Source organism: Sphingomonas sp. A2-49, assembly GCF_025548555.1.
Taxonomy (GTDB): domain Bacteria; phylum Pseudomonadota; class Alphaproteobacteria; order Sphingomonadales; family Sphingomonadaceae; genus Sphingomonas.
On the sequence record NZ_JAJLPA010000018.1, the window covers coordinates 19729 to 38770 of the forward strand.

Genomic DNA, 19042 nt, shown 5'->3' on the forward strand with positions numbered 1-19042 from the left:
GTATGATGAAGCTGACACACACATTTGCCGGCGCCGGCGCGGTCTGCGCCGCCGTCCTTGCCGCCACGCCGGCCTTCGCCCAGGCGGCGCCGGTCGCGGCACCCGTCGTCGCGACGGTCAACAAGGGCGACACCGCCTGGATGATGACCTCCACCGTCCTCGTCATGATGATGATCCTGCCCGGCCTCGCGCTGTTCTACGGCGGCCTCACCCGCGCCAAGAACATGCTGTCGGTGATGACGCAGATCGGCGCCGTCGCCTGCCTCGCGATGCTGCTGTGGGTAATGTACGGGTACAGCCTGGCGTTCGGACCCGACGTGACCGGCGGCCTGTCGAACGTCATCGGCAGCCTCGACAAGGCGTTCCTGAAGGGCGTCACCGCCGCGTCGCAATCGGCGACCTTCACCGCGGGCGTCGAAATTCCCGAATATGTCTTCGTCTGTTTCCAGATGACCTTCGCGGCGATCACCGTCGCGCTGGTGCTGGGATCGGTGGTCGAACGCATGAAGTTTTCCGCGGTGATGGTGTTCGCCGCGGTGTGGCTGACGATCGTCTATTTCCCGATCGCGCACATGGTCTGGGCCTCGTCGGGCTTCTTCTTCAAGGCGGGTGCGCTCGATTTCGCCGGCGGCACCGTGGTGCACATCAACGCCGGCGTCTCGGCGCTCGTCGCCTCGATCATGCTCGGCAAGCGCATGGGCTATCCGACGACGCCGATGCCGCCGCACTCGCTGACGCTGACCGGGGTCGGCACGGGGCTGCTGTGGGTCGGCTGGTTCGGGTTCAACGCCGGTTCGGCGCTGGAGGCGAACGGCTCCGCGGGCCTCGCGATGATAAACACCTTCGTCGCCACCGCATCGGGCGGGCTGTTCTGGATGCTGGTCGAGCGCGTGCGCGGGCACAAGGGTTCGGCGCTGGGCTTCTGCTCGGGCATCGTCGCCGGCCTCGTCGCGGTCACGCCCGCGGCGGGCAATTCGGGGCCGTTCGGCGCGATCGTCCTCGGCGCGGTCGCCTCGATCGTCTGCTTCTTCGCGGTATCGGTGCTGAAGCCGCGGCTCGGCTATGACGACGCGCTCGACGCGTTCGGCGTGCATGGCATCGGCGGCATGATCGGCGCGGTCGGCACCGGCATCGTCTACGCCCCCTCGCTCGGCGGCCCGGGCGCCGCCGATTATGCGATGGGCGCCAAGCTGCTGGTCCAGCTCGAGGCGGTGGTGACCACCATCGTCTGGGCGAGCATCGGCACCGTCATCGCCATGCTCATCGCCAAGGCGGTCACCGGCCTGCGCGTCGCGCCCGAAGTCGAGCAGGAAGGCCTCGACCTCGGCGAACACGGCGAGCGCGCCTACAATTGATCGCATCGTTCTGATCGGGCGCGGGGGCGGCAGACCCCCGCCCCCCACGACGTTCCTCCTGCGGACGACCTTGACCCGGTACGGTAACGTGCCGGGTCTTTTTTGCATGATATCCGCGCCGGGTTCAGCCGCGGCGGCGGGGCATCGCACGCTCGTCGCGGCGCAGCGTCAGCACCTCGACCCCGTCCTGCGTCACCGCGACGGTATGCTCGAACTGCGCCGACAGCCTGCCGTCGTCGGTCACTACCGTCCAGCCGTCGTCCGCGGTCGACACCCGGCGCGTGCCCTGGTTGACCATCGGCTCGATCGTGAAGACCATCCCCTCGCGCAGCATCAGGCCGGTGCCGGGCTTGCCATAGGCGAGCACCTCGGGCGCCTCGTGCATCTCGCGGCCGATGCCGTGGCCGCAATAGTCGCGGACGATCGCATAGCCGTTGCGCTTCGCATGCCGGTCGATCGCGGCGCCGATGTCGCCGAGCCGCGCGCCGGGGCGGACCTGGCCGATGCCCTTCCACATCGCCTCCTGCGCCACCCGGACCAGCCGCCGCGCCGCGGGGGCGGCATCGCCGACGATGTAGGTCTTGCTCGAATCGGCGATGAAGCCGTTCTTTTCCAGCGTGATGTCGAAATTGACGATATCGCCGTCGCGCAGGATCGCGTCGCCGTCGGGCACGCCGTGGCAGACGACATGGTTGATCGAGCAGTTGAGCACATAGGCGAAGCCATATTGCCCCTTGCTCGCCGGCCGCGCGCCGAGATCCCGGGTGATATAGGCCTCGACCCGGTCGTTGATCGCAAGCGTCGACAGCCCGGCGAGATCGAGCGCGTCCAGCATGTCGAACACCGATGCGAGCAGCGCACCGGAAATCCGCATCAGCGCCAGTTCCTCCGGCGTCTTTATCATGTCAGGCGGCGGCGACGGCGAGCGGACCGGCCGCCACGGTGCCGCGCTGCATCGCGACGATGGCATTGTAGGACAGGGTCGGGTTGGCCTCCGCCAGCATGCCGATCTTCATCCAGAACTCCGCCTGCGCGTTGATCGAGCGGCACAGCACCGTACTCGCCCGGCGCGCTTCCTCGTGCAATGCGTCGTCGATCTTGACGATACCCATGTCGTTCGCTGCCTCCGTCCGGACGATATGAAGCGTGTATGCTTCGTATCGTCTCGCCGGTCAACGCGAGCCGTTCAGCGCAGGACGAGCAGCGGTTCGGCGGCGACGTAGCGCCGCTGTTCGGGGAAGGGGGCGCTGCGCGTGTCGACGTCGATGATCTGGCGCCGGATGGCGCCCTCGTCCGCCGTCGCGCGCGGCCAGACCGGCAGGCCGGCGCCGTTGGGATCGCCGGTCGCCACGAAATTCGCCCAATAGCCGCTCATCGTCGCCGATACCTGCCGATCGGCGGCGGTCCAGGCATAGATCGGATTGGTGTCGAGATTGCCCAGCGCATATTCGATCTCGGCGCTGTGGACCGCGCCCCACGCCGCGCGGCTGCCGGGATCGGCGAGGAAGCGGGGCCGGACGCGCTCGTAATTGTACAGATAGGTCGGCGCGCCGCTGCGGCGCTGAAGGTCGAACCACTTCCATGTCGGCAGCGCCAGGAAGTCGTCGCTCGCCACCGCCGTCGCCATCGCGAGGACGTCGGCATCCGAGCGTGCCGGATAGAGCGCGAATACCGCATCCGCGCCGGTCCCGAGCCGGCGGGCCAGTCCGGCGCGATAGGCGGCGAGCGTCGGCGCGGCCTCGCCGAGCAGGGCCGCGGCGGGGGCCTCCTGCGAATTCGATCCGACCAGCAGCGGCACGTGCGCCGCGCGCCCGGCGGCGAAGGTGACCGCCGGCGCTTCGGTCAGCAGATAGCCGTCGACCACGGGCCGTGCCGGCAGGTCGGCCGCGGCGGCCTGCGCCGCGAGCAGCCGGTCGGCCGGCAAGGCGCGCAGCGCGGCAAGGTCGTTCGCGCCGATCGCGGCTGCGAAGGCGGTGCCCTTCGCCTCGAACGCGGCGAGCGGCTGCGGGCTGTGCTTCTGCATCGCCGCGCCGCTTTCGCCGATCGCGCCGGCGATCGATCCCCGCGACAATGGCGAGGCCATCAGCACGCTGACCGACATCGACCCCGCCGATTCGCCGCCGATCGTGATCCGCGCCGGATCGCCACCGAAAGCGGCGACGTTGCGCTTCACCCAGTCGAGCGCCGCGACCTGATCGAGCAGGCCGTAATTGCCCGACGCGTGGTGCGGGCTTTCCGCGGTCAGCGCCGGGTGCGCGAGGAACCCGAACGCGCCCAGGCGATAGTTGAGCGTGACCACGACGATGCCGCGCCGCGCGAGCGCCGCGCCGTCGTAGCGCCGCTCCGACCCGTCGCCCGCGACGCACCCGCCGCCATGGATATAGACCAGCACCGGCAGCCGCGCCGCCGTCCGCCGCGCGGGCATCGCCGCCGTCCGCCCCGCGGGCATCGCCGGCGACCAGACGTTGAGGTACAGGCAATCCTCGCTGATCCCCGGCGAACGGAACATCATGTCGGAGAACAGCGGCTGCTGCATGCAGCGCGCGCCGAACGCGGTGGCCGGACGGATGCCGTGCCAGCGGGCGACCGGCTGCGGCGCACGCCAGCGCAACGCGCCGACCGGCGCCGCCGCGAAGGGAATGCCGCGGAACACGGACAGGGGCGCCCCGCCGGCTTCGGTCGAGCCCGCTACCCGGCCGCCGTCGACGGACACGACCGGCGAGGCATCGGCGGCGCGGGCCGGTGCCGCGAGTGGCGCGGCGGCCAGCATCCACGCGGCAATGGCCCGGCGTGCGACGCTGCCGACGCGTCGATGGTAACCCGCTGATGTCATTGCGATCGGCCTCTCGGTTCGCCCACCGGTGCTGGCGGGCGGCCGGTGTATGGCCGCGCTCGCGCCGCCGTCAACGCCCGCGCCGACGCCATGACGCCGGCGGCGTCGGCTCAGCCCATGCGCTCGCGCAGGCCGAGCATCGCCAGCGCCGCCAGCGCCGCGCCGCCGCCCTTGTCGAGCTGCGCCGGGTCGGCGCGGGCGATCGCCTGCGCCTCGGTTTCGGTGGTCAGGATGCCGTTGCCGATCGCGAGCCCGTCCATGGTCAGCGCCATGATGCCGCGTGCGCTCTCGTTCGCGACGATCTCGAAATGATAGGTCTCGCCGCGGATCACGACGCCCAGCGCGACGAAGGCGTCGTAGCGGCTGCTGTCCGACGCCAGTGCGATCGCGCCCGGGACTTCCAGCGCCCCCGGCACGGTGACGGTTTCGTGGCTGTGGCCGGCCGCCTCGATCGCCGCCCTGGCGCCGGCGACGAGCATGTCGTTGAGGTGGTCGTAGAAGCGCGCTTCGACGATGAGCACATGCGCCATGTCAGCCGTCCGTCCCGATGGCCCGTTCGCCGACGATCGACAGGCCGTAGCCGTCGAGCCCGACGAGGGTATGGTGGGTGTTGGTGAGCAGCACCATTTCCTCGACGCCGAGCTCGGTCAGGATCATCGCGCCGACGCCATAGTCGCGCAATTCCTCCATGTCCGCCTGCGGCAGCGTCCCGGCGCGGGCCTGCAACGCGACGGTGAACTGGTCGGCGCGCGGCCGGTTGATGACGACGATGACGCCGGCGCCGTCCTCCGCGATGATCTCCATCGAGCGGCGCAGCAGCCCGGCGCGGTCGCCGCCCTCGCCGAAGATGTCGGCGAACGGCGACAGCGCGTGCATGCGGACGAGCGTCGGCTTGGCGGGATCGACCTTGCCCTTCACCAACGCGATCTGCTCGGTGCCGGTCGCCTTGTTCCAGAAGGTCAGCGCGGTCCATTCGCCGCCCCAGTCGCTGACGAAGCGCGCCTCGGCCCGCTTCTCGACGAGGTGGTCGTAGCGGCGGCGATAGGCGATCAGGTCGCGGATCGTGCCGATCTTGAGGTTGTGGAACTGCGCGAAGGTGACGAGGTCGTCCAGCCGGGCCATCGTGCCGTCGTCGTTCATGATCTCGCAGATCACGCCGCTGGGGTTGAGTCCGGCCAGCCGCGATACGTCGACCGCCGCCTCGGTATGGCCGGTGCGCACCAGCACGCCGCCGTCGCGCGCGACCAGCGGAAAGACGTGGCCAGGCGTCACGATCTCGTCGGGCGACTTGGACGAATCGATCGCCACCGCCACCGTCCGCGCGCGATCGGCGGCGGAGATGCCGGTGGTGACGCCGTCGCGCGCCTCGATCGAGGTGGTGAAGGCGGTTTCGTAGCGCGTACCGTTGTTGCGGCTCATCAGCTTGAGGCCGAGCTCGTCGACTCGCTTGCGGGTCAGCGCCAGGCAGATCAGGCCGCGGCCGTGGCGGGCCATGAAATTGATCTTCTCGGGCGTCGCCATCTGGGCGGGGATGACGAGGTCGCCCTCGTTCTCGCGGTCCTCGTCGTCGATCAGGATGAACATCCGGCCGTTGCGGGCCTCGTCGATGATCTCTTCGGGGCTGGACAGGAACGCGTGGCGGATGCGTCCCAGCTCGGCGTTAGCGGCCACGATAATGCTCCATCCGTTGCAGGTAGCGGGCGAGCACGTCGATCTCGATGTTCACCGCCTGGCCGGGGGCCAGCGTGCCGAGCGTGGTGACCGCCTGGGTGTGGGGGATGAGGTTCACCGAAAAGTGCGTCACCTCCCCGTGATCCTCGACCGTGTTGACCGTCAGCGAGACGCCGTCGATCGTGATCGAGCCCTTGGGCGCGATGAACGGCGCAAGCGCGGCAGGCACCGCGAAACCGATGCGGTGCGACTCGCCGTCGGGCTGGATGCCCGTGACCTCGGCGATGCCGTCGACATGGCCGGTGACGATATGGCCGCCCAATTCGTCGCCCAGCTTCATCGCGCGTTCGAGGTTGAGGCGGCGTCCCTGCGTCCACTGGTCGCGTGCGGTCCGGGCGATCGTCTCGCCCGACACCTGTACGTCGAACCGGCCCGCCGCCTTGTCGATCACGGTCAGGCAGACGCCCGAACAGGCGATCGACGCGCCGAGGTCGATCGTCGCCACGTCATAGGCGGTGGCGATCCGCACGCGGGTGTCGCCGCGGTGCTCGACCGATTCGATGGTGCCGATATCGCTGACTATGCCGGTGAACATGCGTCGCGCTCGTAGACCTCGAGACGGTCGGTGCCAAGCTGCCGCGCGTCGACCGCGCGCCAGCGCCCGTGCGCGGTGGCGAGGTCGGCGAGGCCGATGTCGCCGATCGACGCGATGCCGGCGCCGATCAGGATCGGCGCGCGGTACAGCAGCAGCCGGTCGACCAGGTCGGCGCGCAGGAACGCCGCCGCGGTGCGCGCACCGCCCTCGACCAGCACATGGTCGCCCGGCAGGTCGGCGATCGCCGCCGGCGATGCGATCCGCAGCATCCCGTCGCCCGCCGGCGCCGCCCGCGCCGACAGCAGCACGCGCCGCGGCGCGCGGGCTTCCAGTCCGGGCAGGCGCACGTCGAGTGCGGGCGCGTCGGCGTCCCATGTGCCACGCCCGACCACGATCGCCTCGTGCCGGCTGCGTTCGAGGTGCGCGTGCGCGCGCGCCTGCGGGCCGGTGATCCAGCGGCTGCTGCCGTCGGGCAGCGCGATACGGCCGTCGAGAGAGGTGGCGAGCTTCAGCGTCACGAACGGTCGCCCGAGCCGCTGTCGGGTGAGGAACCCCGCCAGGCTGCGCGCGGCGGCGTCGGCGCAGACGCCGTCGGTCACCACGATTCCCGCGGCACGCAGGCGGGCGGTACCGGTTCCGTCGGTGCGCGGATCGGGATCGCCGCGCGCGACGACGACGCGCGCGACCCCCGCGGCGACGAGCAGATCGGCGCACGCCGGCCCGCGCGGCGACACGTGCGCGCAGGGTTCCAGCGTGGTGAAGACGGTCGCGCCCCGCACCGCGTCGCCCGCCGCGGCGAGCGCCATCGCCTCGGCATGCGGCCGGCCGCCGGGCTGCGTCCAGCCGCGACCGACGATCCGGCCGTCACGGACGACGATACAGCCGACGTTGGGGTTGGGTGCGGTCCGCCCGCGACCCCGCTCGCCCAGCGCGAGCGCGACGCCCATCCAGCGCTGGTCGTCGCTCACAGCCCCCATTTGGTCATCGCGTCGTCGACCGACTTGAACTGGCTGCGCAGCTTTTCCTCGCGCGCCTTCTGCGCGGCGATACGCTTGTCTTGGTCGACCTTGTCGATCGCCTGCTGCGCCTTGATCTGCGCATCGGTGCGGTCGGCGCGGTAGTTGTTGAAATAGATGATGTTGGGCGAATAGGGCTCGGGCGGGATGTCGTTGCGCATGAAGGCGTAGACGAAGAAGCCCGTCACCGCGATCGCCGCGACCAGAAAGCCGAGGTCGCGCGGTTCACGCTGCGACAGGAACAGGCGCAGGTCCTTGTAGGCGCGGACCGGCGAGAAGCGGCGGAAGAACTGCATGGCCGCCAAGATAGGTCGCGCGGGGCGGCGAGGCCAGTGCCTGCGTCGGCGGTGCTCCGTGCCCGAGGCGTGCGACGGGTTCGCGCGAAGAGGCGGAGACGCGAAGGCGGGCCGTGCCGGCGATCGCGGTGCGCTTTATTCTCTGAGCGAGGGGGGCGCCATGCGGCGAACCATGGCCCGCGTCCCCCGCGCCTCTGCGCGAACATGCCCCGACCCGGACGGACACGGCCGGCGGGGAAGAAACCCGCCGGCCGGTGCGTCAGCCGGCGTCTTCCATGCGGAAGGTGAGCGTCATCGTCCGCCATGCCTCGACCGGCACGTCGCCTCGGGTGGCTGGCCGGAAGCGCCACGCACGCAGGGCACGCTCCTGCGTCACCTGCCAGAAGGCATCGCTCGTTGCGGTGATCCGCTCGATCTCGCGGACGCGGCCGTCGATGCCGACCAGCACGCGTACGGTGACGCGCCCGTCGCGATTGGCGCGGCGTTCGGCGGGCGGATAGGTCGGCTGGAAGGCGTTGGCATAGCGCGGGTCGACCTGCGGGCCGATCAGCGGCGGCAGCCGCGGGGCGGGCGGATCGACCGCGACCGGGCCGGGGTCGTTGCCGACCACCGGGCCGGGGGCGGGGGGCGAGTCGATCGCGGTCGTGGTGAAGCCGGTGGGTGCCGGCATCGGCATCGGCGGGATCGGCGCGACGATCCGTTCGTCCGGCCGGCTCGCCGTCACCTCATGCGGTTCGGGTCGCGGCTTTGGGGGTTCGGGGGGCGGCGGCTCATCGATCGGCACGGTGACGATCGTCGGGCCATGGCCGGCCGGGCCGGGCAGGGTCGTCGGCCCCGCGAACATCAGCGCGGCGACCAAAGCGGCGTTGATCGCGACCGCGGCGGTCAGGCCGCCGGGGTTGAAGCGGGCAGGCTGGGCGTGACGATCGGCATACATGGCTCCGTCTCCTCTCGAACTGCGATGGACTCGAACGCGTCTCCTCTGGACCTCGTGATGTTACGATGTATCGTTACGCTGTCAAGGCGCCGAGGTCAGCCGGCCGCCGCGAGCCGCGCGATCGTGCGGTCGCGACCGATCAGCGGCAGCAGCGCCGCCATGTCCGGACCGTGATCGCGTCCGGTCAGTGCCTGACGCAGCGGCAGGAACAGCGTCTTGCCCTTGCGCCCCGTCGCCGCCTTCAGCGCGTCGGTCAGCGCGTGCCAGGGATCGTCGCCCCACTCCATGATGCGCGCGACCCCGGCGGCCTGCGCCAGATAGGCGGCGGTGTCCGAATCGGCGGCGGGGGCGTCGACCGGCCCCTCGATCACCCGCCACCAGTCCGCCGCCTCCGCGACGCGGGACAGGTTGGGGCGGACCGCGTTCCATTCGGCGACGCCCATGCCGGCGGGCAGGCGATCGGCGACCGCGCCATACCAGCTCTGGTGGACGATCCGGGCGTTGACCTGCGCCAGTTCGGCCTCGTCGAAGCGCGCAGGCGCGCGGCCGAAGCGGGCGAAGTCGAACGCGGCGATCAACGGTTCCGGACTGACCACGGCCTCGACCGGGTCGCTGGTGCCGATCCGGGCGAGCAGCGCGATCACCGCCTGCGGTTCGATCCCCTCGTCGCGGAAATGCGCGACGCCCAGCGACCCCAGCCGCTTCGACAGCTTGCCCTCCGCGCCCGTCAGCAGCGCCTCGTGCGCGAACCGCGGCGGGGCGACGCCCATTGCGTCGAACATCTGCAATTGCAGCGCGGTGTTGGAGACATGGTCCTCGCCGCGCACGACGTGGCTGATGCCGAGGTCGGCGTCGTCGATCGCCGAGGGCAGCATGTACAGCCACGATCCGTCGGCGCGGCGGACGACGGGGTCGCTCATCGTGCGCGGATCGAACGCCTGCGGGCCGCGGATCAGGTCGTCCCACGCGATCGGCGCGTCGTGATCGAGCCTGAAGCGCCAGTGCGGGCGCACCCCGTCGCCCTCGATCCGGGCGCGGTCCGCCGCCGACAGCTGCAACGCGGCGCGATCGTAGACCGGCGGCAACCCGCGACCGAGCAGGATCTTGCGCTTGAGGTCGAGTTCCTGCGCGGTTTCGTAGGCGGGATAGATGCGTCCCGCCGCGACCAGCGCGTCGAAGCGCGCCTGATATAGCGCGAACCGCTGCGACTGGCGCACCGCGGCATCGGGGTCGAGGCCGAGCCAGGCGAGGTCGGCGTGGATCGCATCGACGAACCGTTCCTCGGAGCGTTCGGCGTCGGTGTCGTCGATGCGCAGCAGGAAGCGGCCGCCGTTCGCGCGCGCATACATCCAGTTGTGGAGCGCGGCACGAATGTTGCCGACGTGCAGGCTGCCGGTGGGCGAGGGCGCGAAACGGGTGATGACGGTCATGGCCGACGGCCTAGTCAGTCGCCCGCGCGGCGACAACCGGTCTGTGCCCGCGGGGCCGGGCGGCGCCGTCGCGATCGCCGCTTTCCGTTCCGTGACGGTTTCTTTAAGGCGCGCGCAACCACGGGGCGGGAGCACATCCATGAAACTGATGACCGGCAATTCGAACCTTCCGCTTGCGCGGGACGTCGCCGCCTATCTGGAAATCCCGCTCACCGACGCGCTGGTCCGCCGCTTCGCCGACGAGGAAATCTTCGTCGAGATCCAGGAAAACGTCCGCGGCGAGGATGTGTTCGTTCTCCAGTCGACGGGCTTTCCCGCCAACGACAATCTGATGGAGATGCTCATCATGATCGATGCGCTGAAGCGCGCGTCGGCGCGGCGGATCACCGCGGTGATCCCCTACATGGGCTATGCCCGGCAGGACCGGAAGCCCGGCCCGCGCACCCCGATCTCGGCCAAGCTGGTCGCCAACCTCATCACCGTGGCGGGCGCCGACCGGGTGCTGTCGGTCGACCTGCACGCCGGCCAGATCCAGGGCTTCTTCGACATCCCGACCGACAATCTGTACGCCGCGCCGGTGATGTCGGCGGACATCAACGCCCGCTTCAAGGGCAAGAACATGATGGTCGTCTCGCCCGACGTCGGCGGCGTCGTCCGCGCGCGCCAGCTTGCCAAGCGGCTCGACAACGCCCCGCTCGCGATCGTCGACAAGCGCCGCGAGCGCGCCGGCGAATCGGAGGTGATGAACATCATCGGCGACGTCGAGGGGCGGTTCTGCATCCTCATCGACGACATCGTCGACTCGGCGGGGACATTGTGCAACGCCGCGGCCGCCCTGCGCGAGGCGGGTGCGGAGGACGTCGTCGCCTATGTCACGCACGGCGTGCTGTCGGGCGGCGCGGTGGCGCGGGTCGAGGGGTCGGCGCTGCGCGAACTGGTCATCACCGATTCGATCGGCAACCACGAATCGATCGGTCCGAAGGACGGCAAGCCCAGCCGCATCCGCCACCTGCCCATCGCGCCGCTGCTGGGCGAGGCGATCAAGCGCATCGCCGACGAAACCAGCGTATCGTCGCTCTTCGACTGATCGGCGCAGGCGCGGTCACGCCCGCGCCGATGCGCGGCACGCGCAGCATCCGGCACGGTCAGCGAGCGCGCGTTGTGCGGCCCGTCTGACGGCAGCTTTGCCGTCGTCCTGTCAAGCCGGCGTGGATCGCCGCTACTGATCTTTTATTACAAAGGGCTGGTGCGCTGCCTATCCCCGAGCGTGAAGGTACGCGACGCCGGTCAGCGCTGCGACAGGGCGATGATGTGTTCGAACACCGCGGGGTGGAGCGGCTTTGCGAAGGCGCAGCCGTATTTGAACTTGTCGCGCCATGCGACCACCGCCTCCAGCCCGGCGAGGCCGGGCAGCGTCAGCCACACCACCGTGCCGGGCCACAGCGTGAAGCTGGTTTCCGCACGGAAGCCCGACAGCGACAGGTCGGTGACCTCGATCTCGAACCGGGTCTGGCCGCGGTCGCGCAGGTGCGCGCGCATCTTGACCGCCTTGCGCAGCGCCTGGCGCGATTCGTCGCTGCTGTCGCCGGCGCCATAGGCGACCGCGTCATAGGGCGGCGTGAAGAGCGGCTGTTCCATGGCATGCGGGATGCCACGACAATGGTTACTTTTCTGCCAACGCCCGTTTGCTGTCCGGGGCGGCTTCGGGGGCGCGCACCCCCTGGCGGCCGCGCCGCTTGAGCTCGGCCTTCAGCGCTTCGGGCCGGGGCGCGACGAGGAAGCCGAAGCTGACGTTGCCCTCGCGCGTCTCGACGACGTGGTGCAGCCGGTGCGACTGGACGATGCGCTTCATATAGGCGGAGCGGGGCAGGTAGCGCGTCGGGATGCGCTGGTGGACGATGACGTCGTGGAAGCCGAAGTAGATCGCGCCATAGGCGGCGATCCCGGCGCCGATCCACACCAGCCCGGGCCACCAGCCGAGCTGCAACCCGCCGAAGATCAGCAGGAACGACGGCACCGCGAAGATCGCCGCATAGAGGTCGTTCCATTCCCAGGCGCCATGGCGCTTGCGGTGGTGGCTGGCGTGCAGGAACCACCCCGGGCCATGCATGACCCAACGGTGCGCGGCATAGGCGAACGCCTCCATGCCGATCACGGTGGCGAGAAAGAGCAGGGAGCCGATCGGCCAGGACATGCGTGTTCCATCTAATGCGATGCGTTTGCAATAACGCCGGTGCCCCGATCAGATCGGGGTGGATTCGTCGCGCCGCCTGTGCAAAGGGCGGCACAATCTCCTCTTAATAGCACAATGCGAGGCAGGCCATGAACATCCACGAATATCAAGCCAAGGAACTGCTCGCCAAGTTCGGCGTCCCCGTCCCCGTCGGCTTTGCCGCATTGAGCGTCGAAGAGGCCGTCGCCGCCGCGGCCAAGCTTCCCGGGCCGCTGTACGTCGTCAAGGCGCAGATCCATGCCGGCGGCCGCGGCAAGGGCAAGTTCAAGGAACTCGGCCCCGATGCGAAGGGCGGCGTCCGCCTCGCCAGGACCGCCGACGACGTCCGCGCCGCGGCGACCGACATGCTCGGCAACACGCTGGTGACGATCCAGACGGGCGATGCCGGCAAGCAGGTCAACCGCCTGTACGTCACCGACGGCGTCGACATCGCCAAGGAATTCTACCTCGCGCTGCTCGTCAACCGCGCGACGGGTCGCGTGTCGATGGTGGCCAGCACCGAAGGCGGCATGGACATCGAGACGGTCGCGCACGACGAGCCCGAAAAGATCCACTCGATCGACATCGACGCCGCGACCGGTTTCCAGCCGCATCACGGCCGCGCCGTCGCCGCCGCGCTGGACCTGACCGGCGACCTCGCCAAGCAGGCCGCCAACGTCGCATCGAAGCTGTACGACGCGTTTCTCGGCACCGACGCCGAGCAGATCGAGATCAACCCGCTCGCGGTCACCGACGACGGCAAGCTGATGGTGCTCGACGCCAAGGTGGCGTTCGACGGCAACGCGCTGTTCCGTCACAAGGACCTGCTCGAGCTGCGCGACACGACCGAAGAGGATGCGATGGAGCTGGAGGCGTCGAAGTACGACCTCGCCTACATCAAGCTCGACGGCGACATCGGCTGCATGGTCAACGGCGCCGGCCTGGCCATGGCGACGATGGACATCATCAAGCTGAACGGCATGTTCCCCGCCAACTTCCTCGACGTCGGCGGCGGCGCCAACAAGGAAAAGGTGACGGCGGCGTTCAAGATCATCCTCGCCGATCCGGCGGTGAAGGGCATCCTCGTCAACATCTTTGGCGGCATCATGAAGTGCGACATCATCGCCGAGGGCATCGTCGCCGCGGCGAAGGAAGTGAACCTGTCGGTGCCGCTGGTCGTCCGTCTGGAAGGCACCAACGTGCAGGCGGGCAAGGACATCCTGGCGAATTCGGGCCTCGCCATCGTCCCCGCCAACGACCTGGGCGACGCGGCCAAGAAGATCGTCGCCGAGGTGCAGAAGGCGGCCTGATCCGCCGCGTCCGGACGGCGTCCGGCGACGCGAACACGTGAAAAAACCGTCGGGCTCGGGCATCATGTCCGGGCCCGATTCGTTCGGACGGGGCGGATGCCGTTACGGCAAGCGGCGATTTCCGTACCGGACTTGCGAAAACGACGGAAAATAGCCATGTGACCCGCCGATACGGTGCCGGAAAACGGCATCGGAGGCGCAATCGGAAGGAAGCTGATGAAGGTGCTGGTGCCGGTCAAGCGCGTGCTTGATTACAACGTGAAGCCCCGCGTGAAGGCGGACGGGACGGGCGTCGACCTGGCCAACGTCAAGATGTCGATGAACCCGTTCGACGAGATCGCGGTCGAGGAGGCGATCCGTCTCAAGGACAAGGGCGTCACCGAGATCGTCGTCGTCTCGATCGGCGAGCAGAAGGCGCAGGAAACGCTGCGCACCGCGCTCGCGATGGGTGCCGACCGCGCGATCCTCGTCACGTCCGAGGAAAAGGTCGAGCCGCTCGGCGTCGCCAAGATCCTCGCGAAGATCGTGGAGGAGGAACAGCCCGCGCTGGTCATCCTCGGCAAGCAGGCGATCGACGACGACAACAACCAGACCGGCCAGATGCTCGCCGGCCTGCTCGGCTGGGGCCAAGGCACCTTCGCCTCGAAGGTCGAGCTGGGCGACGGCACCGTCACCGTCACGCGCGAAGTCGATGGCGGGCTCGAGACGGACAGCTTCCCGCTGCCCGCGATCGTCACCACCGACCTGCGCCTCAACGAACCACGCTACGCCTCGCTGCCCAATATCATGAAGGCGAAGTCGAAGCCGATGGCGCAGAAGACCGCCGCCGATTACGGCGTCGACGTCACCCCGCGCCTCAAGACGCTGAAGGTCGTCGAGCCTGGCAAGCGCCAGGCGGGGATCAAGGTCGCCGATGTCGACGAACTCGTCACCAAGCTGCATGCGATGGGGATTGCCCGATGACCGGTAACCTGAAGACGCTCGTCTGGGTCGAACACGACGGCACCGCCGTCAAGGACGCCACGCTCGCCGCGGTGACCGCCGCGTCCAGGCTCGGCGAAGTGCATCTGCTCGTCGCGGGGCAGGGCGTCGACGGCGTCGCGCAGGCGGCGGCGAAGATCGCCGGCGTCGGCAAGGTGCACGTCGCCGACGACGCTGCCTATGCGCATGCGCTGGCCGAGAACGTCGCGCCGCTGGTCGTGGAACTGATGGGGCATCACGACGCCTTCGTCGCGCCGTCGACCACCACCGGCAAGAACGTCGCGCCCCGCGTCGCCGCCCTGCTCGACGTCATGCAGATCAGCGACATCCTGTCGGTCGAGAGCGACGACACGTTCACGCGGCCGATCTACGCCGGCAACGCCATCGCGACGGTGCAGTCGTCGGACGCCAAGAAGGTCATCACCGTGCGCGGCACCGCGTTCGACAAGGCGGCGACCGAGGGCGGGTCGGGCGTGGTCGAGGCGGTGGCATCGCAGGGCGACACCGGCAAGTCGCGCTTCGTCGGCGCCGAGATCGCCGAAAATGCGCGTCCCGAATTGACGAGCGCCAAGATCATCGTGTCGGGCGGCCGCGCGCTGGGTTCGGGCGAGCAGTTCCACGCGCTGATCGATCCGCTCGCCGACAAGCTCGGCGCCGGCGTCGGTGCCAGCCGCGCGGCGGTGGACGCGGGCTATGCGCCCAACGACTATCAGGTCGGCCAGACCGGCAAGATCGTCGCGCCGGAAGTCTATATCGCGGTCGGCATCTCGGGCGCGATCCAGCATCTCGCCGGGATGAAGGACAGCAAGGTCATCGTCGCGATCAACAAGGACGAGGACGCGCCGATCTTCCAGGTCGCCGACATCGGCCTGGTCGGCGATTTGTTCAAGATCGTTCCCGAACTGACCGGGAAGCTCTGACCGACGACGCCCGACGCGCAAAAAGGCGGCCCGACACAGCAATGTCGGGCCGCCAGTCTACGCCTAGGGAGCTTGCCTGGCGTGTCCGGAAAATCGGTGAACTAGAGGGCGTTGCCCGCGGCCGGCGCCAGTGCGTTGTCACCGATGGCGTTGTCGGGCGCCGGATCGGTCGCATTCGCCTCGAAACCGTCGCTGTTGGCGAGGGCGGCGTCGCCCTCCTCGTTGAGCGTCAGCGTCTCGGTAGCGGCGGCATTGGTGGCGCCGGTGTCGGCCTTGGGGCCGCAGCCGGAAACGCTCAGCGCGGCGAGCGCCAGCGCCGGTGCCAGGATCACGATCTTCATTCCATCCTCCGTGTTGAAACCCGTGGCGCGCCGTCGCGCAGGCCCGCGCCGATCAGCGCGAAGAAGGCGCGGCTGGCGGGCGCGGTGGCGGCATCCCATTCGGGATGCCATTGCACGCCGAGCACATCGCCGCCGCAGGGCCGCGCCGACACCGCCTCGATCAGGCCGTCGTCGGCGGCGATCGCCTCGACCGACAGGCCGCCGCCGAGGCGGTCGATACCCTGCTGGTGCACCGAATTGACCCGCATCCGCCGCGCGCCGGTGGCATCGGCGAGCCGGCCGCAGGCACTCAGTTCGACATCGTGCCCGTGGTGGAACAGCGCGTCGTAATCGCCCTCCCACGCGCCGCGGTGGTGGCGTTCGGCATGCGCGGCGGCGCAGAGCGACCCGCCGAACAGCACGTTGATCTCCTGCAACCCGCGGCAGATGCCGAACACCGGCTTGCCCGCCTCGATCATCCGTCCGGCGAGCGCCAGCGCGACCTCGTCGCGCGGCTCGTCGACGACCTGTCCGCTGGGCAGCGGCGCGCCGCCGTAGCGCCATGGCGCGACGTGCGAGCGCGATCCGGTCAGCAGCAGCCCGTCGAGGATCGCGGCGAGCGTCGCGACGTCCGCGGTATCGGGCATCGCCGGCACCAGCAGGACGGTAGCGCCCGCGAGCCGGGTGAGCGGTTCGACGAAGCGGCTGGCGACGACCTGCACCGGTCGGTCGGCGACCTCGTTGCAGCACAGCACGCCGATCACCGGGCGGCGGGCGGGATCGGCGGCCCGGCCCATCACACGATCGCCGCGACGAGCGTGTCGCGCAGCGCATGGCCGGCGGAGGGGGCGAGCAGCGTCGCCTCGGGCTGCACCACGACGCCGCCGGCGGGCACGTCGTCGAGCAGCCAGACGTTGCCGCCGATCGTCGCACCCGCGCCGATCGTGACGCGGCCGAGGATCGTCGCCCCGGCGTAGATCACGACGTCGTCGCCGACGATCGGATGGCGCGCGAAACGGTCGCGCGGACCGCGGTGCGCGGCGCCCAGCGGACTGCGCGCGCCGAGCGTGACGTGCTGGTACAGCCGCACGCCGCTGCCGACGATCGCCGTCTCGCCGATGACGACGCCGGTGCCGTGATCGATGAAGAAGCGTTCGCCGATCGCGGCGCCGGGATGGATGTCGATCCCGGTGCGTTCGTTGGCGAGTTCGGAGATCATCCGGGCGACGATCGGCGCGCCGAGCGCATGCAGTTCGTGCGCGATACGGTGGTGCAGACTGGCGATCGCGCCGGGATAGCAAACGAGGATCTCGTCGGTGCTGCCCGCCGCGGGATCGCCCAGGAACGCCGCCTCGACATCGCTGTCGACCAGCCGGCGGATGTCCCCCAGCGTACCCGCGAACAGCCGGACGATCGTCGCGGGCTGGTCCGCGTCGAACCGGGCGCGCGCCTCGGCCTGCCAATAGCCGATTTCCTGCCCGATCTCGCGTTCGAGTTCGGTGAAGGCGGCGGCGAGCCGGGCGGCGACGAAGCGGTCCTCGTCCGCCGCGGTGATCCGCCGGAGCCCGAGCCGGCGGGGGTAGAGCGCCTCGGACAGCAATTGCACGATCCGTTCGACCGCGCCGCGCGAGGGGAAGGCTTCGGCGGCGCGCGCCGCCGACGGCTGGCGGTCGCGCCACGCGATCCGGGCGGCGCGCAACCTATCGACGGCCTCGCCCAGATCGGTGCCGGCGGCCGCGATCGGCGGGGGCGACGCCATGACGATCAGCCTCGCGTGCTATGCGACAGGGGGGCGGGTTCGGTGGTCGTCATCACGGATCCTCCAGGCCGCCGAGAATATCCCATCGATCGAGTGGGAATAGAAAGAAAAGCTTTGGTGGCCTCAAGCAATGCGGGCGCAGGCTGGTGGATCGGCCACGAAGCTGCTTCACTGCCGCGATGCTGATCCTCGCCCTCCTCCTCGCCGCGCAGGCCGCGCCCGATGCCGCCGTCGCCGCCCGCGTCGACCGGTTGCTCGCGCGTACGCCGGTGATCGACGGGCACAACGACCTCGCCTGGGAATTGCGCGACAAGCAGGGTGGCGCGGTGGAGGCGACGGACCTGTCGCGCGACACCGCGGCGCTGCCGCATCCGTTGCAGACCGACATCCCGCGGCTGCGGCGCGGTCGGGTCGGCGGGCAATTCTGGTCGGTGTGGATCCCCGCCGACACGATCGGCCCGCGCGCGGTCGAGATGACGCTGGAAGAGATCGACATCGTCCGCCGCTTCGTCGCGGCGCACCCGGCCGATCTGGCGCTGGCGACCACCGCCGCCGACGTGAAGCGGATCGAGAGGGCGGGGCGGATCGCGTCGATGATCGGGGTCGAGGGCGGTCATCAGATCGACGGCCGGCTGTCGGTGCTGCGCCAGTACAAGGCGCTCGGCGTCGGCTACATGACGCTGACGCATGGGAAGAGCCTGGAATGGGCGGACAGCGCCACCGATGCGCCGCGGGCGGGCGGCCTGAACCCGTTCGGACGGCAGGTGGTGGCCGAAATGAACCGCATCGGCATGATCGTCGACGTCAGCCACGTCGCGGATACGACGATGCGCGACGTGCTGGCGGTGTCGACCGCGCCGGTGATCGCGTCGCATTCGGGCGCGCGCGCGGTGACGGTTGCGCCGCGCAACATTCCCGACGACCTGCTCCGCGCGATCGGCGCGAAGGGCGGGGTGGTGATGGTGAACTTCTATCCGGCCTTCCTGTCGAACGCCTGGCGCGCGTGGGATGCTGCCCGGACCGCCTATGCGCGGTCGGCCGGAGTGGCGGCGGACGTCTATGGCGCGCGCGCGCCGGCGCCGCTGGTGGCGTGGGACGCCGCGCATCCCGAGCCGGCGGTCGGGGTGAAGGAGGTCGCCGACCACGTCGAGCATGTCGCGCGGGTCGCCGGGCATGGCGCGGTCGGGCTGGGCGGCGATTACGACGGCATCAACGGCACCGCGCCGCAGGGGCTGAGCGGGGTCGACGGCTATCCGCTGCTCTTCGCCGAACTGGTAGGGCGGGGGTGGAGCGACGCCGATCTGGCGCGGCTGGCGGGGGGCAACATCCTGCGGGTGATGGAGGCGGTCGAGGCGGTGGCGGCGCGATCGGCCAGGCTGCCGCCGGTGGACGCGATGGCGCGGTGAC

The 19042-nt window shown here is 70.0% G+C and carries 21 protein-coding genes; 6 read left to right on the forward strand and 15 right to left on the reverse strand.

Annotated features, from left to right (window positions below; translation table 11 throughout):
• Positions 1 to 5 precede the first annotated feature (5 nt).
• Complete coding sequence (locus tag LPN01_RS13720; protein WP_262829035.1) at positions 6 to 1355, forward strand: ammonium transporter; 1350 nt, start codon at positions 6 to 8, stop codon at positions 1353 to 1355.
• A gap of 124 nt (positions 1356 to 1479) precedes the next feature.
• Here the strand turns inward: LPN01_RS13720 and map are convergent, their stop codons facing one another.
• From map to LPN01_RS13770, 10 genes are all read right to left on the reverse strand, one after another.
• On the reverse strand, positions 1480 to 2259 hold the full coding sequence (gene map, locus LPN01_RS13725) for a type I methionyl aminopeptidase (RefSeq protein ID WP_262828982.1): 780 nt from the start codon (positions 2257 to 2259) through the stop codon (positions 1480 to 1482).
• Position 2260: 1 nt separating this feature from the next.
• Positions 2261 to 2467, reverse strand: coding sequence for a ParD-like family protein (locus tag LPN01_RS13730; protein ID WP_262828983.1), 207 nt, complete (start codon positions 2465 to 2467; stop codon positions 2261 to 2263).
• A 74-nt stretch (positions 2468 to 2541) separates the two neighbouring features.
• On the reverse strand, positions 2542 to 4188 hold the full coding sequence (locus LPN01_RS13735) for a carboxylesterase/lipase family protein (protein ID WP_262828984.1): 1647 nt from the start codon (positions 4186 to 4188) through the stop codon (positions 2542 to 2544).
• A gap of 110 nt (positions 4189 to 4298) precedes the next feature.
• Positions 4299 to 4718, reverse strand: coding sequence for a 6,7-dimethyl-8-ribityllumazine synthase (gene ribH, locus LPN01_RS13740; protein ID WP_262828985.1), 420 nt, complete (start codon positions 4716 to 4718; stop codon positions 4299 to 4301).
• 1 nt (position 4719) lies between these two features.
• Positions 4720 to 5859, reverse strand: coding sequence for a 3,4-dihydroxy-2-butanone-4-phosphate synthase (gene ribB / locus LPN01_RS13745; protein WP_262828986.1), 1140 nt, complete (start codon positions 5857 to 5859; stop codon positions 4720 to 4722).
• Positions 5849 to 6454 carry a riboflavin synthase gene (locus LPN01_RS13750; RefSeq protein ID WP_262828987.1) on the reverse strand — a complete coding sequence of 202 codons (606 nt, stop codon included), beginning with the start codon at positions 6452 to 6454 and terminating at the stop codon, positions 5849 to 5851. The genes ribB and LPN01_RS13750 overlap by 11 nt, the downstream gene beginning before the upstream one ends.
• Positions 6439 to 7401, reverse strand: a complete 963-nt coding sequence (gene ribD / locus LPN01_RS13755; RefSeq protein WP_410482830.1) for a bifunctional diaminohydroxyphosphoribosylaminopyrimidine deaminase/5-amino-6-(5-phosphoribosylamino)uracil reductase RibD — start codon at positions 7399 to 7401, stop codon at positions 6439 to 6441. Before ribD ends, LPN01_RS13750 begins: the two co-directional genes overlap by 16 nt.
• A gap of 17 nt (positions 7402 to 7418) precedes the next feature.
• Entirely contained in the window at positions 7419 to 7766 is a 348-nt protein-coding gene (locus LPN01_RS13760; protein WP_262828989.1) for a hypothetical protein, read from the reverse strand.
• A gap of 259 nt (positions 7767 to 8025) precedes the next feature.
• The gene (locus tag LPN01_RS13765; RefSeq protein ID WP_262828990.1) at positions 8026 to 8703 is read right to left on the reverse strand and encodes an energy transducer TonB; all 678 of its coding nucleotides are present in this window, start codon (positions 8701 to 8703) and stop codon (positions 8026 to 8028) included.
• A gap of 95 nt (positions 8704 to 8798) precedes the next feature.
• Complete coding sequence (locus LPN01_RS13770; RefSeq protein ID WP_262828991.1) at positions 8799 to 10133, reverse strand: glutamate--tRNA ligase; 1335 nt, start codon at positions 10131 to 10133, stop codon at positions 8799 to 8801.
• A 139-nt stretch (positions 10134 to 10272) separates the two neighbouring features.
• Here LPN01_RS13770 and LPN01_RS13775 point away from each other — a divergent pair, with 139 nt between their 5' ends.
• Entirely contained in the window at positions 10273 to 11220 is a 948-nt protein-coding gene (locus LPN01_RS13775; protein WP_262828992.1) for a ribose-phosphate pyrophosphokinase, read from the forward strand.
• A 200-nt stretch (positions 11221 to 11420) separates the two neighbouring features.
• Here the strand turns inward: LPN01_RS13775 and LPN01_RS13780 are convergent, their stop codons facing one another.
• Both LPN01_RS13780 and LPN01_RS13785 read right to left on the reverse strand, forming a co-directional pair.
• The gene (locus tag LPN01_RS13780) at positions 11421 to 11771 is read right to left on the reverse strand and encodes a PilZ domain-containing protein (RefSeq protein WP_262828993.1); all 351 of its coding nucleotides are present in this window, start codon (positions 11769 to 11771) and stop codon (positions 11421 to 11423) included.
• A 25-nt stretch (positions 11772 to 11796) separates the two neighbouring features.
• On the reverse strand, positions 11797 to 12327 hold the full coding sequence (locus tag LPN01_RS13785) for a sterol desaturase family protein (RefSeq protein WP_262828994.1): 531 nt from the start codon (positions 12325 to 12327) through the stop codon (positions 11797 to 11799).
• A gap of 128 nt (positions 12328 to 12455) precedes the next feature.
• Here LPN01_RS13785 and sucC point away from each other — a divergent pair, with 128 nt between their 5' ends.
• From sucC to LPN01_RS13800, 3 genes are all read left to right on the forward strand, one after another.
• Positions 12456 to 13655 carry an ADP-forming succinate--CoA ligase subunit beta gene (gene sucC / locus LPN01_RS13790; RefSeq protein WP_262828995.1) on the forward strand — a complete coding sequence of 400 codons (1200 nt, stop codon included), beginning with the start codon at positions 12456 to 12458 and terminating at the stop codon, positions 13653 to 13655.
• Between the two features lie 216 nt (positions 13656 to 13871).
• Positions 13872 to 14618, forward strand: a complete 747-nt coding sequence (locus tag LPN01_RS13795) for an electron transfer flavoprotein subunit beta/FixA family protein (RefSeq protein WP_262828996.1) — start codon at positions 13872 to 13874, stop codon at positions 14616 to 14618.
• An 8-nt stretch (positions 14619 to 14626) separates the two neighbouring features.
• The gene (locus LPN01_RS13800; protein WP_262829036.1) at positions 14627 to 15556 is read left to right on the forward strand and encodes an electron transfer flavoprotein subunit alpha/FixB family protein; all 930 of its coding nucleotides are present in this window, start codon (positions 14627 to 14629) and stop codon (positions 15554 to 15556) included.
• Positions 15557 to 15657: 101 nt separating this feature from the next.
• Here the strand turns inward: LPN01_RS13800 and LPN01_RS13805 are convergent, their stop codons facing one another.
• Genes LPN01_RS13805 through epsC form a run of 3 tightly spaced genes read right to left on the reverse strand, consistent with a single transcriptional unit; the run spans position 15658 to position 17635 of the window.
• Positions 15658 to 15897, reverse strand: a complete 240-nt coding sequence (locus LPN01_RS13805) for a hypothetical protein (protein WP_262828997.1) — start codon at positions 15895 to 15897, stop codon at positions 15658 to 15660.
• Positions 15894 to 16673, reverse strand: coding sequence for a gamma-glutamyl-gamma-aminobutyrate hydrolase family protein (locus LPN01_RS13810; protein WP_262828998.1), 780 nt, complete (start codon positions 16671 to 16673; stop codon positions 15894 to 15896). The genes LPN01_RS13805 and LPN01_RS13810 overlap by 4 nt, the downstream gene beginning before the upstream one ends.
• Positions 16673 to 17635, reverse strand: coding sequence for a serine O-acetyltransferase EpsC (gene epsC / locus LPN01_RS13815; RefSeq protein WP_262828999.1), 963 nt, complete (start codon positions 17633 to 17635; stop codon positions 16673 to 16675). The genes LPN01_RS13810 and epsC overlap by 1 nt, the downstream gene beginning before the upstream one ends.
• A 146-nt stretch (positions 17636 to 17781) precedes the next feature.
• Between epsC and LPN01_RS13820 the strand changes: the two genes are divergently transcribed.
• Positions 17782 to 19041: a dipeptidase gene (locus LPN01_RS13820; protein WP_262829000.1), complete on the forward strand. Its 1260-nt coding sequence runs from the start codon at positions 17782 to 17784 to the stop codon at positions 19039 to 19041.
• Position 19042 lies beyond the last annotated feature (1 nt).

What these genes read in the sequence shown, in the direction of transcription:
- ribD (WP_410482830.1), bottom strand. Translation starts at nt 7,401, where the DNA reads ATGGGCGTCGCGCTCGCGCTGGGCGAGCGGGGTCGCGGGCGGACCGCA.
- LPN01_RS13795 (WP_262828996.1), top strand. Translation starts at nt 13,872, where the DNA reads ATGAAGGTGCTGGTGCCGGTCAAGCGCGTGCTTGATTACAACGTGAAG.
- LPN01_RS13770 (WP_262828991.1), bottom strand. Translation starts at nt 10,133, where the DNA reads ATGACCGTCATCACCCGTTTCGCGCCCTCGCCCACCGGCAGCCTGCAC.
- ribH (WP_262828985.1), bottom strand. Translation starts at nt 4,718, where the DNA reads ATGGCGCATGTGCTCATCGTCGAAGCGCGCTTCTACGACCACCTCAAC.
- epsC (WP_262828999.1), bottom strand. Translation starts at nt 17,635, where the DNA reads ATGGCGTCGCCCCCGCCGATCGCGGCCGCCGGCACCGATCTGGGCGAG.
- LPN01_RS13720 (WP_262829035.1), top strand. Translation starts at nt 6, where the DNA reads ATGAAGCTGACACACACATTTGCCGGCGCCGGCGCGGTCTGCGCCGCC.
- sucC (WP_262828995.1), top strand. Translation starts at nt 12,456, where the DNA reads ATGAACATCCACGAATATCAAGCCAAGGAACTGCTCGCCAAGTTCGGC.
- map (WP_262828982.1), bottom strand. Translation starts at nt 2,259, where the DNA reads ATGATAAAGACGCCGGAGGAACTGGCGCTGATGCGGATTTCCGGTGCG.
- LPN01_RS13730 (WP_262828983.1), bottom strand. Translation starts at nt 2,467, where the DNA reads ATGGGTATCGTCAAGATCGACGACGCATTGCACGAGGAAGCGCGCCGG.
- LPN01_RS13785 (WP_262828994.1), bottom strand. Translation starts at nt 12,327, where the DNA reads ATGTCCTGGCCGATCGGCTCCCTGCTCTTTCTCGCCACCGTGATCGGC.
- LPN01_RS13765 (WP_262828990.1), bottom strand. Translation starts at nt 8,703, where the DNA reads ATGTATGCCGATCGTCACGCCCAGCCTGCCCGCTTCAACCCCGGCGGC.
- LPN01_RS13810 (WP_262828998.1), bottom strand. Translation starts at nt 16,673, where the DNA reads ATGGGCCGGGCCGCCGATCCCGCCCGCCGCCCGGTGATCGGCGTGCTG.
- LPN01_RS13775 (WP_262828992.1), top strand. Translation starts at nt 10,273, where the DNA reads ATGAAACTGATGACCGGCAATTCGAACCTTCCGCTTGCGCGGGACGTC.
- LPN01_RS13780 (WP_262828993.1), bottom strand. Translation starts at nt 11,771, where the DNA reads ATGGAACAGCCGCTCTTCACGCCGCCCTATGACGCGGTCGCCTATGGC.
- LPN01_RS13750 (WP_262828987.1), bottom strand. Translation starts at nt 6,454, where the DNA reads ATGTTCACCGGCATAGTCAGCGATATCGGCACCATCGAATCGGTCGAG.
- LPN01_RS13735 (WP_262828984.1), bottom strand. Translation starts at nt 4,188, where the DNA reads ATGACATCAGCGGGTTACCATCGACGCGTCGGCAGCGTCGCACGCCGG.
- LPN01_RS13805 (WP_262828997.1), bottom strand. Translation starts at nt 15,897, where the DNA reads ATGAAGATCGTGATCCTGGCACCGGCGCTGGCGCTCGCCGCGCTGAGC.
- LPN01_RS13760 (WP_262828989.1), bottom strand. Translation starts at nt 7,766, where the DNA reads ATGCAGTTCTTCCGCCGCTTCTCGCCGGTCCGCGCCTACAAGGACCTG.